The sequence below is a fragment of the Roseivirga sp. genome (genome assembly GCF_965216855.1).
Taxonomy (GTDB): domain Bacteria; phylum Bacteroidota; class Bacteroidia; order Cytophagales; family Cyclobacteriaceae; genus Roseivirga.
This window is the reverse complement of sequence record NZ_OZ244204.1, coordinates 1,203,911-1,219,476: the sequence shown is the minus strand read 5'-3', so window position 1 is coordinate 1,219,476 and position 15,566 is coordinate 1,203,911. Positions and strand designations below refer to the sequence as shown.

Sequence of the window (15,566 nt, the reverse complement as noted above, 5' to 3'; positions counted from 1 at the left end):
ATGGTGATCCGGTTTATGACCGAAATCATTATATTCCACAAATATTTTTTCTTACTTCATATTGACTGAAACAAAAGACTATCAACCATGAAAACCATACTTGTACCAACTGATTTTTCGGAACAGGCTAACAATGCCGTAGTACTTGCTGCGGAAATAGCTAATCAGGCCAAGGCCAAAGTTGTGTTGGTGAATGTTATAGAAGGAGCCAGAGATTTCTCATTCAATACGATGGGCGAAGGCGCAGAACCTGTGGGTGAAGAAGCCTTCTTTATCAATAAACTCATTGAAGTACAAAAAGAACACCTGCAGAATGCGGCTAAAAACAAGGCACTGAAAGGGTTAAAAGTGGAGACTATCCTGAAAATGGGGAATCCTTATCAGGGAATATCTCATGTGATTGCAGAACAGAAGGCTGATTTAGTGATAATGGGCACCAAAGGTGCCAGCGGACTGGATGAAATACTCATTGGTTCCAATACTGAAAAAGTGGTGCGCTATGCCAAGTGCCCGGTGATTACCGTGAAGGAAAGCGTAAAACTGAAGGACATCAAAAACATAGTGTATGCTACCGATTTGTCTACCGATCAGACTGACTTCATTAAGCATATTAAGAGTATACAGAAAGTAACCGGAGCTCAGCTTCACCTGTTGAAAGTGAATACACCGAATCACTTCTTTACACAAAGACAGGTGAATGAGGAGTTTGCCAAGTTTACCAAGAAACATAGCCTTAGAAATGCTACAACCAATGTTTACAATGAGGCTACTGAAGAAGATGGTATCCTGTATTTTGCCGAAGACCTGGGCGCATGCATGATTGCCATTGCCACCCATGGCAGAACAGGTTTGTTGCATTTACTGACAGGTAGTATTGCCGAAGATTTGGTAAATCACGCCACCATACCGGTGATGACACTGTCAATGAAGAAGTAAGAAATGAGGCAATAGCCTATGAAGAGTCGGAAATCGGATTTGCTTTTTAGTAACCCGATTTCCGATTTCTGTTTTATAAATACTCCTCCAATAACTAATTTTGAATTATGTCGAGAAAGAACAAGCGAGATAAAGGCCGCTCAGGAGTAGTCTATTCAACCAATCAGGATTTTGAGTATGAATACGAAGGTGAATCAGAAGAGGAGACCCTCGACCCGGGGGATCAGAACCTGAAAGTTATGCTCGATAAGAAGAGCAGGGCTGGTAAGCAGGTAACTTTGGTTGAAGGATTTGTGGGAACCGAAGAAGATCTCAAAGACCTGGGCAAAATGCTGAAATCTAAGTGTGGAGTTGGAGGTTCTGCCAAGGATGGAGAGATATTGATTCAGGGCGACTTTCGTGATAAGGTGCTGGAACTCTTGCATCAACAGGGATATAAAGCCAAAAGAGTGGGCGGATAAAATGACCAGGATCAGATCATATGCACTGTTAGTATTGCTGTCATGGGCGTTCGTTTCATGTCAGGAGAAGCCTATACCTGTGAAGGAAGGCACTATGGTCATTAATGGTTCAGAAGTCTACTACAAGACGATGGGAGAAGGGGAGCCCCTACTTGTGATTCATGGTGGTCCGGTGTTAGACCATTCGTACTTCCTGCCTCATCTGGAAAGTCTGGCGGAGGACTATCAACTGATCTTTTATGATCAGCGGGCCTGTGGCAGATCATCAGTAGCCATTGATTCAGCTACCATGAACCTCGCAGGTTTTGTGGATGATATTGAACAGATCAGGCAAAACCTGAAGCTGGAGAAACTCAATGTAATGGGGCATTCCTGGGGTGGATTGATCGCCATGAAGTATGCCATCGCTCATGACGATAGAGTCGATCACCTGATCCTTTCCAACTCAATGGCCCCCAGTGCGGCAGACTGGCAGGCAGAGAATATAGCTTCAGCTAATAAGATTAATCCCGATGACAAGCGAAGGCTTGACAATATTGTAAGCACCGGTTTGCTAAGGTCACCCAATGCAGTGCCCTATATCAAGGAGATGATGCTTTTGTCATTCAAATCTCAGATGTATGACAGAGAGAATATCAATCAGCTCAATCTTTTTATTCCTCAGGATTTTCAAAAGAGAAGTGCAGTTTTCGGTCTCTTAGGACCAGACTTGGGTACTTATGATCTTTATTCAGATCTGAATAAAGTTAAGTCTCCTACTTTGGTTCTTTTTGGCGAATCAGAGGAAGCGGTCCATCTTCATGCTTCAAAAATGACCGATGCCCTGGCCAATGCTGAACTAAAAGTCATAGACCATTCCGGTCACTTTCCATTTATAGAAAACCCTACTGATTTCAGTAGGGCTGTGAAAGGTCTTTTGAACCAGTAAGGTTCCTGTGTCTTACATCAAATGCTTCTTAAAAAAGTCAATGGTTCTGTCCCAGGCTAGCGTAGCAGCAGCTTCATCGTAACGTGGAGTGGTATTGTTATGGAATCCGTGATTTACTTCTGGATAAACAAATGCCTGATGTTCTACACCATTGGCTTTCAAAGCTTCTTCATAAGCCGGCCAGCCAGCGTTGACCCGGGTATCTAGACCGGCATATTGTAGCATCAATGGAGCCTTAATTTTAGCGGCATCTTCGGCAGATGGCTGACTGCCATAGAATGGCACAGCAGCTCCCAGGTCAGGCAACCTTACGGCCATCATGTTGGAAATCCAGCCACCAAAACAGAATCCAACTACCCCCACTTTGCCATTGCATTCAGGTCTGGCTTTGATCCATTCGTAGGCTGCAATAAAGTCTTCCAGCATTTCATCCCTGTCTCTTTGTCTTTGTAGGGTCCTGCCTTCGTCATCGTTTCCAGGATAGCCGCCCAGTGGGGTTAAGGCATCTGGTGCAATACTCATAAAGCCGGCCACTGCACATCTTCTTCCAACATCTTCGATATAAGGATTGAGGCCTCTGTTTTCATGAACTACCACGATACCGGGTAGTTTTCCGGTAGCTCCGTCAGGCTTTGAGAACAGGCCTTTTATTTCTCCACCACCTTTAGGTGAATTGTAGGTCACGTACTCAGAACTTAGTCTTTCATCGTCAGGATTTACAGTGGCTGTAGTCTCATAGTCTGGCATAATGAAGCTGAGAAGGGACGCTACGGTAAGGCCACCTACTGCATAGATGGATAGTTTTTCAATAAATTCTCTGCGGTCGATTTTGTTGTGAGCATATTCATCATAAAGGTCGAACACCTCCTGATTAATATCGTTTTTTGTAAGCTTTTTCATGGTTGGAAATGGTTATGGAGAAATAAGATAACCAATCTTTCCACTGAATGTTAGCTAGTTTTCACTAGCGGTAAATTGGTTCGTGATACAGGTATCAATTTTTATGTTGTCAAAGGAGGTTTTAAAATTTTATCATTAGTTCTAGCTCGCCATCAAGACCTAATTCAACAATCTTTTTGAGGGTGGACAGTCTGACCTCCTTAATGTTATTCTCAATTTTAGAGATATAGGACTTAGTAGTCCCGGCCCTACTGGCTAATTCCTCCTGAGTGAGTCCTTTTTTCAACCTTGCCTCCTGTAATAGTACACCAATCTTAAAGTCGCTATAACCCTGTTCCAGCTCATCACGCTTATCTGACCCAATGGGGCCGTAGTGCTTTTCTTTAAGCTGATCGAGGGTAATGATATTACTTCCTTTCTTGCTCATACTCTTTCTTTATAGTCAGTGCTCTCTGTATTTCAGTTTTAGGGACGTGTTGAACTTCTTCAATTAGCTGTAATGTCCAGATAATCTTTTTCTTGACCCTATCTTCCTGCTCTTTAAAAAAGGATTCGAAGTAACTCTTATAAAAAACAATTGTGCGCCATTTGTTCACGTACTTAAAATAACAAAAGTTTCACTTTAGTGAAACTTTTGTTATTAAAGAGATTTCCTGTGAAATCTCTACTCTGCCCTAAGACTCTTGACAGGGTTGGCAACAGCAGCTCTGATGGCCTGGAAACTAACGGTAATGAGAGTAACCACCAGGCCTCCAGCACCAGCCAGGGCAAATACCCACCAGTAGAGCTCGGTTCTTACTTCATATCCGTCTAACCAATTTTGCATGACCTGGTAAGCTACAGGTATGGCAATGAAGCATGAGATCAGAACCAGAAGAGCGAACTCTTTAGAAAGCAGCTGCCAAAGATTGATTACACTGGCACCAAGTACCTTTCTGATACCAATCTCTTTTGTTCTCTGCTCGGCCACAAATGAGGATAGACCAAAGAGTCCGAGAGAACTGATCATAATGGCTAATAGGGTAAAGAACTGTGCCAGGTGGCCTATCCTTTGTTCAGCCTTGAATTTTTTATCGTAGTCGTCATCGGCAAAGTGGTAGTCGAAAGGAGCTTCAGGCAGAATCTCATTATAAACTTCACCAATAGTAGCCAGAGACTTGTTTGGACTTACATTGGGATTGAGCCTGACGTACATCCACGAAGTAAATTCCTCTTCAAGAAACATAATGGATTGGTCGGTTTGCTGAAATGGTGAGCCTTTGATCATATCTTTCACCACACCGATGATCGTGTAGTTCTTAGGTTCTCTCCAGTTTGGATCATACCTGACGATGGTGCCAATGGGGTTTTTCAGCTTCATGGTTTCCACTGCCGATTCATTGATGATGATGGCATTCTTGTCTGTCTCGCGAGACGGGTCAAAGTCTCTTCCGGCAACGAATTCCATACCTACAGCATCGGCATAACCATTGGAAATAGAAATGGTGTTGAAAGACTCATCGAACGAAGGGTCCATTCCATCCCAGGTGAATCCTCCATTCCAACCCAGGGTACTAATGACCTGGTAATTGGAAAAGCCCACGGCATCAGCCATTCCGGTATTTAGAATCTCCTGTTTGAGTAGGTCTTTTCTTTTTCCATAGTTAGGAGAAGCTGGTCTAAGAGAAATCATGCCTTCAGGAGAATATCCTGCAGGTCTGTTCTTAGCTTCCTGAATCTGATTATTCACAGTAATGGTACCGATAATCAACGCAATGGAAATAGTGAACTGAAAGACAACCAGGATTTTACGCGGAATAGATGCTCCTTTGCCAAACTTCAACCCTCCTTTAAGGGCTTTAATTGGCTTGAAACTGGAAAGGTATGTTGCAGGGTATGAGCCGGAAATAAAGGCTGTGAATACAATGAATCCAATGCCAGCCAGCCAGAATTCACTCATACCCCATGGCGCTGCAATACTTTTTCCGGAGGTTTCATTGAACCAGGGAAGTAGTGCCCAAAGCAGTACCAGTGAAAGCACAAAAGCAGACAGTGCATAAAGAAAGGATTCCATATAGAATTGAGAAATGAGCTGTTTTCTCATCGATCCCAGTGTCTTTCTGATCCCTACTTCTTTTGCCCTTTTTTCTGATCGGGCTGTACTGAGGTTCATGAAGTTAATACAGGCCAGGAGCAATACGAAGGCTCCTATGAAAGCATATAGCCAAATGAATCGGTAAGTTTGCCCTTTAACCAGTTGACCGTTGTCGAATTCAGTGGTATGCCATTGGCTCATGGGATAGACAATAAAAGCTGTTTCTCTTTCTTCTTCCCGTTGTCCCAGCCTCGAAAGGAGTGTTTCATTCACTAAGCCTTCTAGTTGTTCCAAATCTGTTTCGGGGTGTACCTTGGCATAGATGTAGATATTGTAGTTATTCCAGACATTCATGGCTTCTTCGCTGCCACCAAATAGCCTGATCAAAGGAGAGAGGAACCCCGAGTCTGCAAAAGAAGAGTTTTTTGGGATATCTTCATAAACGCCTACTACCATTAGGTCAAGGGTAGCATCCATTTTTACCATTTTGCCAACCGGGTCGGAAGTGCCAAACAGGTTATTGGCTACTGACTCAGAAAGCATGATGGTATTGAGGTCTTTCAAGCCATTTGAGTTACCATATTTCATTTTGAGTCCCAGAATATCCGGAGCTGCGCTTTCAACAAAGTGACCGGTGTAGGTGAACTTGCTTTCATCAACAGCCAGTACTCTGTCTTGTGAGCGGGATCGGAACATAGCTAACTGTTCTATCTGGTCTGGAAAGGACTCTCTCAGTAGTGTACCCATTCCGGTAGTGAGAAATTCACTGGTATATCGCTCTGTGGCATTGTTTTCCTGCCTGAGAATCTGAACCGTAGTATCATAGTTTTTGTGATACTTATTGAAATTCAGTTCATCGCGAACCCATAGGCCGATAAGCATGGCAACGACCATGCCCATGGCAAGCCCGCCAATGTTGATGAATGAATAGCCTTTGTTTTTGAGCATCTGTCGATAGCTCACTTTAAAGTTGTGATTGATCATAGTATTTGAGTTTTTGATAGTGAAGAACCGAAAAGCAAAAGGGCGGAGGTAATTAATGACCTGATACCAATAGTTGCGCTTTGCTCTTCGGATTGAATACTTTTCTGCGGTGGAATAGAACTTCTCGTCCAGATCACCCAATACCTCCTCAGCCAGTTCGTCTTTCAGGAACCAGTGAAGCAGTCTTTCGGCCCACTTGGGAGGGGCGATATGGTTTTTTTGCCTACTCAGACCTTAGTTTTTGTGCTGGGTTAGCCAGAGCCGCTTTAATCGACTCTAGACTAATGGTGACCATGGCAATAATGAAGGCGATGATAGCCGCTGCTAAGAATAGTGGCCATGCCAGGTTGATTCTATTGGCCATGCCTTGCAGCATATTGTCAGATACATACCAGCCCAGTGGAATCGCCAGCACGATAGCGATGGCTACCAGTTTGATGAAATCCGTAGCCAGGATGCGGAAGATTTGAGTAACACTGGCACCAAGTACCTTGCGGACACTCACTTCTTTCCCTCTTTGCTCAATGATGAAAGCCGATAGAGCAAAAAGTCCCATACAGGCAACAATGACTGATAATACGGAGAAAATGATGAATATGGTCTTGGCTCTTAGCAGGCTGTCATACATCTTTTCAAAACGATCACTCATAAAGGTATATCTGATGGGTTGGTTGGGTTTCATTTCTTCCCAAACACGCGTTATGCCTGAGATGACCTGTTCCATATCCTGACTTTGCACTTTGATAGAAAGAGTGGAATTTCCTTTACCTCTTACCATAGCGAGCGGATTGATGGTGCCAGCCAGGGATTCAAAGTAAAAGTCGTTGACTACACCAATGATGGTGTACTTCTCATCGAACATGTCGATTAGTTGAGCTCCGACAGGATTTTCCAGGCCCAGGCGCTTCATCATCCTTTCGTTAATGATGATGCCTGAAGCATCAGAAGTTTCATCAGTGAAGTTTCTACCATGAATCAATTCAATGCCCATGGTTTGTAAATAGTCCTTATCAACTCTCCAGGTAGCTGCTTCAAAGCCAGGGTCAATGTTCTTTCGTCCTTCATTCCAATACCCTGCATTGGTGGTTCTGCCTCCGGCTACCGGCAGGTAATCTCCCAGGGTAGCATTTTGAACCTGGGACAGTCTCAGTAACTCGTCTTTGAGTAAATCCCTTTCTTTAGGTGCCATAGAGCTTAAACCAAGGATGTTAATTACCTGGTCTTTCTCATAACCTAAGGATTGATTCATATAATGGTTGAATTGACGGTTTAGAACCAATGCCGTGATAATGAGAATGACCGTAGCCGTGAACTGAAAAACAACCATTCCATTTCTGATGATAGAGCTTTTAGACCTGGTTTTTGTTCTTCCTTTGAGGGCTTCAATGGGGCTGAAACGCGAGAGATAGAAGGCAGGATAGATACCCGAGATCAGTCCCACAACAATGGCAGCCAGTAGAAGTGATGGTATGAACCAATAACTCAGCCAGGGTAATGTCAGGGATTTTTCTGCTACCTGGTTGAAAATGGGTAATGCCAGCCAGGCAATTCCGGCAGCCATCAACACGGCCAGGATACTGTAAAAAACAGATTCAGATAAGAATTGCCTGATCAACCCGGAGCGATAAGAACCTACTACCTTTCTAAGACCAATCTCCTTCGCTCTCTGAATAGATTTGGCGGTGGACAGGTTAATGAAGTTCAGGCAGGCCAATACCAGAACTACCACGGCAATGGCTCCAAAAACCCAAATCAGGTCCATGTTGCCATGTTGCTGATAGTCGCCAATTTCTTCGGGGTTGAGGTATACATTCTCAATAGGCTGTAGGTAATACGACTGATACTTCTGGATTTCTTCCAGGTCTGTTACATTGGCTTCTCTGAGCTTGTCCATTACATAGGTGTCTCGGGTGTTCACCAGTTTTTGTTCCAGTGCTTCTTTATTGGCACCTTCAATGGTTCTGATATAGAAAGTATAGTTCGAACAGCACCATCCGGAAGTACCGGGGCCAGACTGTCTTCCGGCCAGCGTCATAATGAAATCACCCTGGATATGGGTGGTTTTAGGCAGGTCTTCTATAACGCCACCAATGATATAGGGAGACTCTGTGTTATCGTTCAAGATCATCTGCTGACCTACGGGGTTGATGCCTGGAAAGAATTTATCGGCCTTGCTTTTGGTAATCACCAGACTATTGGGCTCTGTCAGAGCTGTCTTCTGATCACCATAAACCATTGGTATTTCCAGAATCTGAAGAATCTCCGGGTCGGCATAGAAGAAACCGTCCTCATAAATATTGTTCTGAGATCTGGTACTGCGGATGTGATTTTCACCTACGTTGGCCCATTTCCAGAAGACCGTTCTGGCAGCCAATTCAATCTCAGGTATATACTCCTCGAGAATGGGTTTGAATGGGCCTTGCATGTTGGTCCACCTTCCAAAATCACCGGCATTAGAGTATTGGTTAGCTATTCTGAAAATCTGATTCTGATGAGCGTAGTGCTTGTCGTAACTCAGTTCATGTCGAATGAAGAGGGAGATGAGAATACAGGCGGCAATGCCTATGGCAAAACCGACAATTTTAATGGAAGAGAATACCTTATTACGGAGCAGGTTTCTCCACGAAATCTTTAAGAAATGACCAATCATAAGATTTGATGTTATGTTGTTGAGTTTTGTTGACCTCAATGCAAAAGGTCTTATGTAATTGAATGTTTGGTACCAGTAATTTCGTCTGGCTATTTTGATCGAATGTCTAGCTGCCGTTGAACTGAATTTTTCATCCAGATCACCCAACACCTCTTCTGCCAGTTCGTCTTTCAGGAACCATGACAATAGCTTTTCAGCTAAGCGAGGAGGGGCAATTGGTTTGTTTCTGTTCATACCTGGGCTATTCTTTCAATCACCTGTTACTCATGTCTGAGTGCTTTGATCGGATTCTGACTGGCTGCTGAATAGGACTGACCTATAACAGTAAGCATGGCCAGAATTATGGCTAACAAGCCTGCTCCTGCAAAAACCCACCAGCTTAGTGTTGTCTGGTTAGCAAAGTTGTCGAGCCACTTATCCATAAAGTACCATGAGATGGGAGAAGCGATAACGAATGCCAGAAGTACCCATTTCATAAAGTTGCTGCTCAGCAGGGTGATCACTTGCTGCACGCTGGCACCTACCACCTTTCTGATACCAATTTCCTTGATGCGTTTTTGGGTTTCATAGAGGGCCATGGTAAACAGGCCTATCGATGAAAGGATGACTGCTATTAAGGTGAAGACCATAAAGGTTTGTGTAAGTTTCTTTTCGCGTTCGTATTGCGTTCTGAGTTGGTCTTCCAACACGGTGTAAGAGAAGGTCTGGTTCGGGTTGAAGGTTCTGAATAATTCAGCAACTGATTCAATGGTGGCCTGAAAGCGTTCTTCCCGAACCCTCAGAGTGAAGTCACTGTCAATATCCTCAAAATTAACGATGATAAGGGGAGCTATTTTTCTGGATAGGTGTTCATAGTGAAAATCTTCTACGACACCAATTACCTGCCATGGTTCGCCTTCTCCACCCCAGTAGCTATTCGCCAGCTTTGCATCGTCCAGATCTTCAATTCCCCAGAACTCCATAGCAGCTTTGTTGATGACGATTTTGTTCTGTCTTTGAACATCCAGTGAATCTGAGAAAAAGCGTCCCTTCAGGATTTTCAGTCCTATGGTTTGAGCATAGTTAGGATCAACGGTTAGTAACTTAGTATCAGAGTATTCGAAGTTGCTATTAACCAGCTTCCAGGGCATTCCCGAATTAACCGTGCTGAATGGTAAATCTCCCTGAGAGAATTGCTCAACCCCGGGAAGCTTGGATAATTCGTTCTTTACAAAGTCGTAGTTCTTCTTTTGCTCGCTACTCTTCTTGCTGAAATCTTCCTGGTCTCCTGCATATTCTATACGGTCGAAAAAGCTGAAGCTGACCAGGTTCTCCTTATTGAACCCAAGGTCTTTGTTCTGCATATATTGGAATTGTTTGAAAACAACACCAGTGGCAATGATCAGGGCAATAGCAAACACATACTGAACTGTGGTCAAAACCTTTCCGGCATTGAAACTCCTGGTGTTATTTAATTGTCCGGATAAAGCCCTTAAAGAAGATACTTTAACTGTTTGAAGCAGAGCCGCCAGGGTGGTAAGAAAAATGAATAGGCAAGTACCGGCACTTATCAAGGTAATCACCTCCAGTTCAGTCATATCAATGGTCAGGTTCAGGAAGCTGAGGTAGGCCGGCTTAAAGATGAGAAAGAGAACATAAATCAGAATGATGCTAAAGGTCAGGTAAATCAACCTGGAGGCAATCAGTTCTGATATAAAGTCTTTCTTTCCTGCTCCATGTATCTGCTTAATGCTTTTGGCCTTTAGCAGGGAAAAGGAAAGGGTAGATTGCATATTGGTGAAGTTCAGTATGCTCACCAGTAGAATAACCATGGCTACCAGGCGCATGGTGTTGACTTCGTACATCTGACCATGTTTACTGAGAAGCTCAGTATCCAGGGGCTCATTAAAGTAAGTCTCACTGAATGGCACAGTTGATACCGTACTCTCCTTAAATTGTGAGTGACTATGGCCCATTTTGGCTATTTTTTCATCGAACTCGCTTTTGTTGAAGGAATTATTGACCAGTAAGAATTCCATTCCCCCTACACCCCAGAAACTCTGCGCATGTATGGGTAATATGAAGTCGAATGTCATAGAGCTATTGGATGGAATATCTTCCAGTATTCCTGCTACCTGAAAGGAGCCTCTTTGACTTATTTCAATTACTTCTCCCATGGGGTCAGTATCTCCAAAGACCCTTTGTGCCATTGATTCGGTTAAAATAATGTTCGAGGGGTCAGTGAGTATTTTACTGGGGTTACCATTGATCAGTTCGAAGTCGAAGTAATCGAAGAAGGTGCTGTCTGTTACCAGGGCACCACCTCTGTAAACCTGATTGTTATAAACCAGTTTAAGCCTGTTCGGTCCCAGGAAGATGGTTTGAATAGATCCTTCCACTTCTGAAAACTCGCTGTAATCAGCCTTAAAGAACAGACTTGTATTGATGGGTTGAAACTCGTCAACAGCGCTTTGTTGCACTACAGGAATATAAAGGTTGGCATAGTTGGAGTGGAATTGATCTGTTGTCAGTTCAGAATTGACCCATAGATAAATCAGAAATGTACTGAATACACCAACGACTATGCTCGTCAGGCTTGCAAAGCTGATCAGTGTATTCTTTTTAAAAAGTCTAAAGGCTAGCTTAAAGTGAAGTTTCATAGGACTAATTGATGAGTTTTTGACTTTTGTTCTTTTTAGGGCAAATGGACGAATGTAATTAAAGGCTTGATACCAATAGTTTCGCCTTGCTTTGCCCTTTGAGTGTTTATTGGCCGTTGTATAAAATTTCTCCTCTAAATCCCCCATTACTTCCTCAGCCAGTTCTTCTTTCAAAAACCAGTTGAGGAGTTTCTCAGCATAGGAGGGAGGAGTTAAAGGCTTCGACACAATCTGGAGAGGCTAAACGTTGAATTTGAGATTGCCTGCAAAGGCAGGGAACTGATCCCAGAGTGACATTTTAAACTCTCTGGATTCTCTTAACACTTTTTCACCGGTAGCGGTGATGGTGTAGATTCTTTTTCTGCGACCACCTCTTTCTGCTGTTGCTGCACCCATTTCTGATTTGAGAAATCCCTTTTCAGATAGTCTGTTCAAGGTGGAGTGCACTGCTCCAATAGATACTTGTCGTTGTGTTTGACTTTCAAACTCTTCAGCGATTTTGAAAGCGTAGGCTTCTTGGTTAAGGATACCGACCAGGAGAAGTATCACCTCTTCGAAGTCGCCAAGTTTAGTTTCTTTCATAACATACTAAATTGTAGAACAAATATACGGGGCAATTTTTGATATGTTCTACTTTTTAGTAAGAAATTGATTTGGGCTGGCTCTCAGAAATCATTACCTGCCCCTGGAAATGGCTTCTGCTTTCTCGTAGTGTGATCAAAGCGAGTATCCGTTGGAACCATAGCTGAACGATGTTTCTCTAAAGCTTCAATACTGTGTTTACCATTCAGAAGAAACCATTTCATAGAACAAGGCAGAGTAGCTTAACTTTAGCCAAACTATCTTCCCGATTATGAAATATTTCAAAGCACTTTTTATTCTGTTTGCCACCGTTGTATTTATCAACTCCCAGGCCCAAACCGACCTTTCTTTGTTTGAAACAATGGAGCCAAGGTCAATTGGTCCGGCTGGTATGTCTGGTCGGGTTACATCCATTGATGTAGTTCGGCACAATAAAAACATTATCTATGCAGGTACTGCATCCGGTGGACTTTGGAAGTCTACCAGTGGAGGTACGAGCTGGGAGCCCATTTTTGATGATCAGGATGTTGCTTCAATAGGAGCAGTGAAAATTGCTCCCTCTAATCCAAGTATCCTTTGGGTGGGTACCGGAGAGGGTAATCCGAGAAATTCTCTCAACTCAGGCTATGGTGTTTACCGCAGCTTGGATGCCGGAAGAACCTGGCAACATATGGGTCTGGAGAAAACCAGGAACATTCATCGCATTATCGTTCATCCAAACGACCCAAACACCGTTTGGGTAGGAGCCATAGGTTCACCCTGGGCAGAACACCCTGAACGCGGTGTATTCAAAACTACTGATGGTGGCAAAACCTGGAGAAAAGTGCTTTATGATGTTCCGGGTGCGGGTATTGCCGATATGGTGATTGATCCTTCTAACCCCAATAAGCTTATCGCTGCTATGTGGGAGCACAGAAGGTGGCCCTGGTTTTTCAATTCAGGAGGGCCGGCCTCAGGAATTTACATTTCTCATGATGGTGGAGAAACCTGGGATAGAAAAACCTCTGAAGATGGTTTGCCGAAAGGTGATTTGGGAAGAATTGGTTTGGCCATTGCGCCTTCCGTGCCCGATAGAATTTATGCTTATGTAGAGTCTAAAGAGAATGCCATTTACCGCTCGGATAACGGAGGGGTAGATTGGTACAGAATATCCAACAAAGGCGAAAGAGGTATTGGGAATCGTCCGTTTTATTATGGTGAGATTTATGTTGACCCAAAGAATGAGAACAGGGTTTACTCACTTCATACAACCGTTACTTACAGTGAAGATGGAGGTAAAAGCTTCGATACATTTGTTAATCCCGGCTATGTACATGTAGATAATCACGCCTACTATATTCACCCCGATGATCCAGGCTTCATTGTATTGGGAAATGACGGTGGTTTGGTTTTAAGTACCGACAGAGGAGGTAGTTGGCAGTATTCAGAAAATCTTCCTATCGGGCAGTTCTATCATGTGAACTACGATATGGAAACCCCATACAATGTGATGGGAGGCATGCAGGATAATGGTGCCTGGTTAGGTCCAAGTCAGCTTTTAAAGCAAGGTGGAATCAGAAACAGCTACTGGGAAAGAATAGTTGGAGGAGATGGTTTCGATGTGGTGCCTGATCGGCTGGATTCAAGATATGGATACTCTCTGAGTCAGGGTGCCAATATTCAAAGATATGACAGAGAGACCGGAGATATGCGGGGTATTCAGCCCGAGCATCCCGATGGTGTGGCATTAAGATGGAATTGGAATGCAGGTGTGAATGTAGATCCGATTGATAAAAAGACAGTCTACCTCGGAGCGCAGTTTTTATTCAAGTCTACCGATCATGGCCTGAACTGGGAGATTATCTCTCCAGACCTCACCACGAATAATCCCGAAAAGCAGGATCAATTAAACACAGGTGGTTTGAACTATGACAACACCGGAGCAGAAATGCATACCACCATTACGGTCATTGAGCCAAGTGCTAAAACACAGGGCTTAATCTGGGTGGGTACGGATGATGGTAATGTGCAGCTGACCAGAGATGGTGGGAAAAACTGGACCAACAGTGCCGGTAAATTTCCGGGTCTTCCCGAAGCCACCTGGGTTCAGCAGATCAAAGCGAGCACCTATGACGAAGGAACAGCCTTCGTGGTTTTCGATGACCACAGAAGAGACAACTGGTCGCCTTACGTTTACCAAACCACGAACTATGGAAAGTCATGGAAGCGCATTGTGAATGAAGACGATGTATTTGGCTTTGCCTTGTCATTTGTTCAAGACCCGATTGAGCCCAATCTGATGTTTTTGGGCACGGAATCAGGCTTATATGTGAGTATGGATGGAAGCGAAACCTGGGCCAAATGGACTCATGGTTATCCAACTGTACCCACTATGGACCTGGCTATTCACCCAAGAGAGCACGATCTGATCATTGGAACCTTCGGAAGAGCCATCTGGATTCTGGATGACATCAGGCCCATTCGCGAAGCCACTACTTTGGGTATGTCTCAACTCAAGAATGAAACCATTCATTTATTCGAAATTCCGGATGCTACTCATGCCATTATTGGTCCTTATTGGGGCTACAGAAGTACAGGGAATGGCATGTTCTTCGGAGAAAATAAGCCATTTAGTGCGGCCATCAACTTCTATGTGAAGGAGAAGAAAGGCAAAGTGAAAATGGAAATCGCTGATGAGTCGGGTAAGGTGGTCAGAACTCGTTTTCTGACTCCGGATAAAGGCTTAAACAGAACCTATTGGGGTTTTGAAACAGATGGGGTAAGAAGCCCCGGTTCCAGAATTCAGACCGGAAAAGAGGTGACGCCTCCTGGTGGATATGATGCCCTGCCGGGTACTTATACTGTTAAATTAACCTACAACGGTGAGACCTCTTCTCAACCCATTAGAGTATTGAGAGATGAGCGGGTTGAAGAATGGGACATGGCCGCTCTTCAGGAAAAGCAGGCTTTTATTGCCAAATATTATGAGCTTAACAACGAGGTGGTTGAGGCAGTGGATAAACTGACTGAAGCTCAGGAGATAGTGGGTAAGGTTCAACAACTGGATGAAGACAATGAGGAGCTTCAAAAGAAGTCTAAGGAAATAAAAGACCAGCTTTCAACCCTCAGAGAGCTTTTCTATGCAAAGCCGGTCCAGGGCAACAGGGGTGATGACAGTCCTATTACAAGTCAGCTCAGAAACGTAAGAGGTAAGATGGGAGGTAGCTATGAGCCCGTTTCTCAGGCTGCTGAATATGCCTATGCAAATTTCGTTAGAAACTGGACTCCCGTGAAGGAGAAACTCAATGGCTTTTTCAGTAATGAATGGAATGCTTACAAGAGCTTTGTTGAAGGGCTAAACCTGGAATTAGTAAAGGGTTTGGATAATTAAACAAAGCCATCAGAGTTTACTCTTTTGGTAGAGTGGATCATT

General features: G+C 43.7%; 10 protein-coding genes and 1 pseudogene. 4 read left to right on the top strand and 7 right to left on the bottom strand.

The window, feature by feature from the left end; translation table 11 throughout:
* Positions 1–87: 87 nt before the first annotated feature.
* The 3 genes from ACOOEY_RS05310 (at position 88) to ACOOEY_RS05300 (ending at position 2,325) form a co-directional block, all read left to right on the top strand.
* The gene (locus ACOOEY_RS05310) at positions 88–936 is read left to right on the top strand and encodes a universal stress protein (RefSeq protein WP_420387635.1); all 849 of its coding nucleotides are present in this window, start codon (positions 88–90) and stop codon (positions 934–936) included.
* A gap of 107 nt (positions 937–1,043) precedes the next feature.
* Positions 1,044–1,397, top strand: coding sequence for a translation initiation factor (locus tag ACOOEY_RS05305; protein ID WP_420387634.1), 354 nt, complete (start codon positions 1,044–1,046; stop codon positions 1,395–1,397).
* Between the two features lies 1 nt (position 1,398).
* A complete protein-coding gene (locus ACOOEY_RS05300; RefSeq protein ID WP_420387633.1) occupies positions 1,399–2,325 on the top strand; it encodes an alpha/beta fold hydrolase in 927 nt (308 codons plus the stop codon).
* Positions 2,326–2,337: 12 nt separating this feature from the next.
* Here ACOOEY_RS05300 and ACOOEY_RS05295 read toward each other — a convergent pair whose 3' ends face one another.
* The 7 genes and pseudogenes from ACOOEY_RS05295 to ACOOEY_RS05265 all read right to left on the bottom strand — a co-directional run bounded on the left by ACOOEY_RS05295 (position 2,338) and on the right by ACOOEY_RS05265 (position 12,154).
* Positions 2,338–3,225 (bottom strand): dienelactone hydrolase family protein, encoded by an 888-nt coding sequence (locus tag ACOOEY_RS05295; RefSeq protein ID WP_420387632.1) that lies wholly within the window; start codon positions 3,223–3,225, stop codon positions 2,338–2,340.
* Positions 3,226–3,346: 121 nt separating this feature from the next.
* Positions 3,347–3,652 (bottom strand): helix-turn-helix domain-containing protein, encoded by a 306-nt coding sequence (locus ACOOEY_RS05290; RefSeq protein WP_420387631.1) that lies wholly within the window; start codon positions 3,650–3,652, stop codon positions 3,347–3,349.
* 237 nt (positions 3,653–3,889) lie between these two features.
* Positions 3,890–6,283 (bottom strand): ABC transporter permease, encoded by a 2,394-nt coding sequence (locus tag ACOOEY_RS05285; RefSeq protein WP_420387630.1) that lies wholly within the window; start codon positions 6,281–6,283, stop codon positions 3,890–3,892.
* A 39-nt stretch (positions 6,284–6,322) separates the two neighbouring features.
* A pseudogene (locus tag ACOOEY_RS05280) lies at positions 6,323–6,493 on the bottom strand (permease prefix domain 2-containing transporter); the annotation flags it as partial.
* Positions 6,494–6,506: 13 nt separating this feature from the next.
* Positions 6,507–9,167: an ABC transporter permease gene (locus ACOOEY_RS05275; RefSeq protein ID WP_420387629.1), complete on the bottom strand. Its 2,661-nt coding sequence runs from the start codon at positions 9,165–9,167 to the stop codon at positions 6,507–6,509.
* 26 nt (positions 9,168–9,193) lie between these two features.
* Positions 9,194–11,800: an ABC transporter permease gene (locus ACOOEY_RS05270; RefSeq protein ID WP_420387628.1), complete on the bottom strand. Its 2,607-nt coding sequence runs from the start codon at positions 11,798–11,800 to the stop codon at positions 9,194–9,196.
* A gap of 12 nt (positions 11,801–11,812) precedes the next feature.
* A complete protein-coding gene (locus tag ACOOEY_RS05265) occupies positions 11,813–12,154 on the bottom strand; it encodes a PadR family transcriptional regulator (protein ID WP_420387627.1) in 342 nt (113 codons plus the stop codon).
* A gap of 271 nt (positions 12,155–12,425) precedes the next feature.
* On the opposite strand from ACOOEY_RS05265, the gene ACOOEY_RS05260 reads away from it, so the two are divergent.
* The gene (locus tag ACOOEY_RS05260; protein WP_420387626.1) at positions 12,426–15,524 is read left to right on the top strand and encodes a VPS10 domain-containing protein; all 3,099 of its coding nucleotides are present in this window, start codon (positions 12,426–12,428) and stop codon (positions 15,522–15,524) included.
* Positions 15,525–15,566 lie beyond the last annotated feature (42 nt).

Coding starts and splice junctions, on each gene's coding strand:
- ACOOEY_RS05310 (WP_420387635.1), top strand. CDS start 88: ATGAAAACCATACTTGTACCAACTGATTTTTCGGAACAGGCTAACAAT.
- ACOOEY_RS05305 (WP_420387634.1), top strand. CDS start 1,044: ATGTCGAGAAAGAACAAGCGAGATAAAGGCCGCTCAGGAGTAGTCTAT.
- ACOOEY_RS05300 (WP_420387633.1), top strand. CDS start 1,399: ATGACCAGGATCAGATCATATGCACTGTTAGTATTGCTGTCATGGGCG.
- ACOOEY_RS05295 (WP_420387632.1), bottom strand. CDS start 3,225: ATGAAAAAGCTTACAAAAAACGATATTAATCAGGAGGTGTTCGACCTT.
- ACOOEY_RS05290 (WP_420387631.1), bottom strand. CDS start 3,652: ATGAGCAAGAAAGGAAGTAATATCATTACCCTCGATCAGCTTAAAGAA.
- ACOOEY_RS05285 (WP_420387630.1), bottom strand. CDS start 6,283: ATGATCAATCACAACTTTAAAGTGAGCTATCGACAGATGCTCAAAAAC.
- ACOOEY_RS05275 (WP_420387629.1), bottom strand. CDS start 9,167: ATGAACAGAAACAAACCAATTGCCCCTCCTCGCTTAGCTGAAAAGCTA.
- ACOOEY_RS05265 (WP_420387627.1), bottom strand. CDS start 12,154: ATGAAAGAAACTAAACTTGGCGACTTCGAAGAGGTGATACTTCTCCTG.
- ACOOEY_RS05260 (WP_420387626.1), top strand. CDS start 12,426: ATGAAATATTTCAAAGCACTTTTTATTCTGTTTGCCACCGTTGTATTT.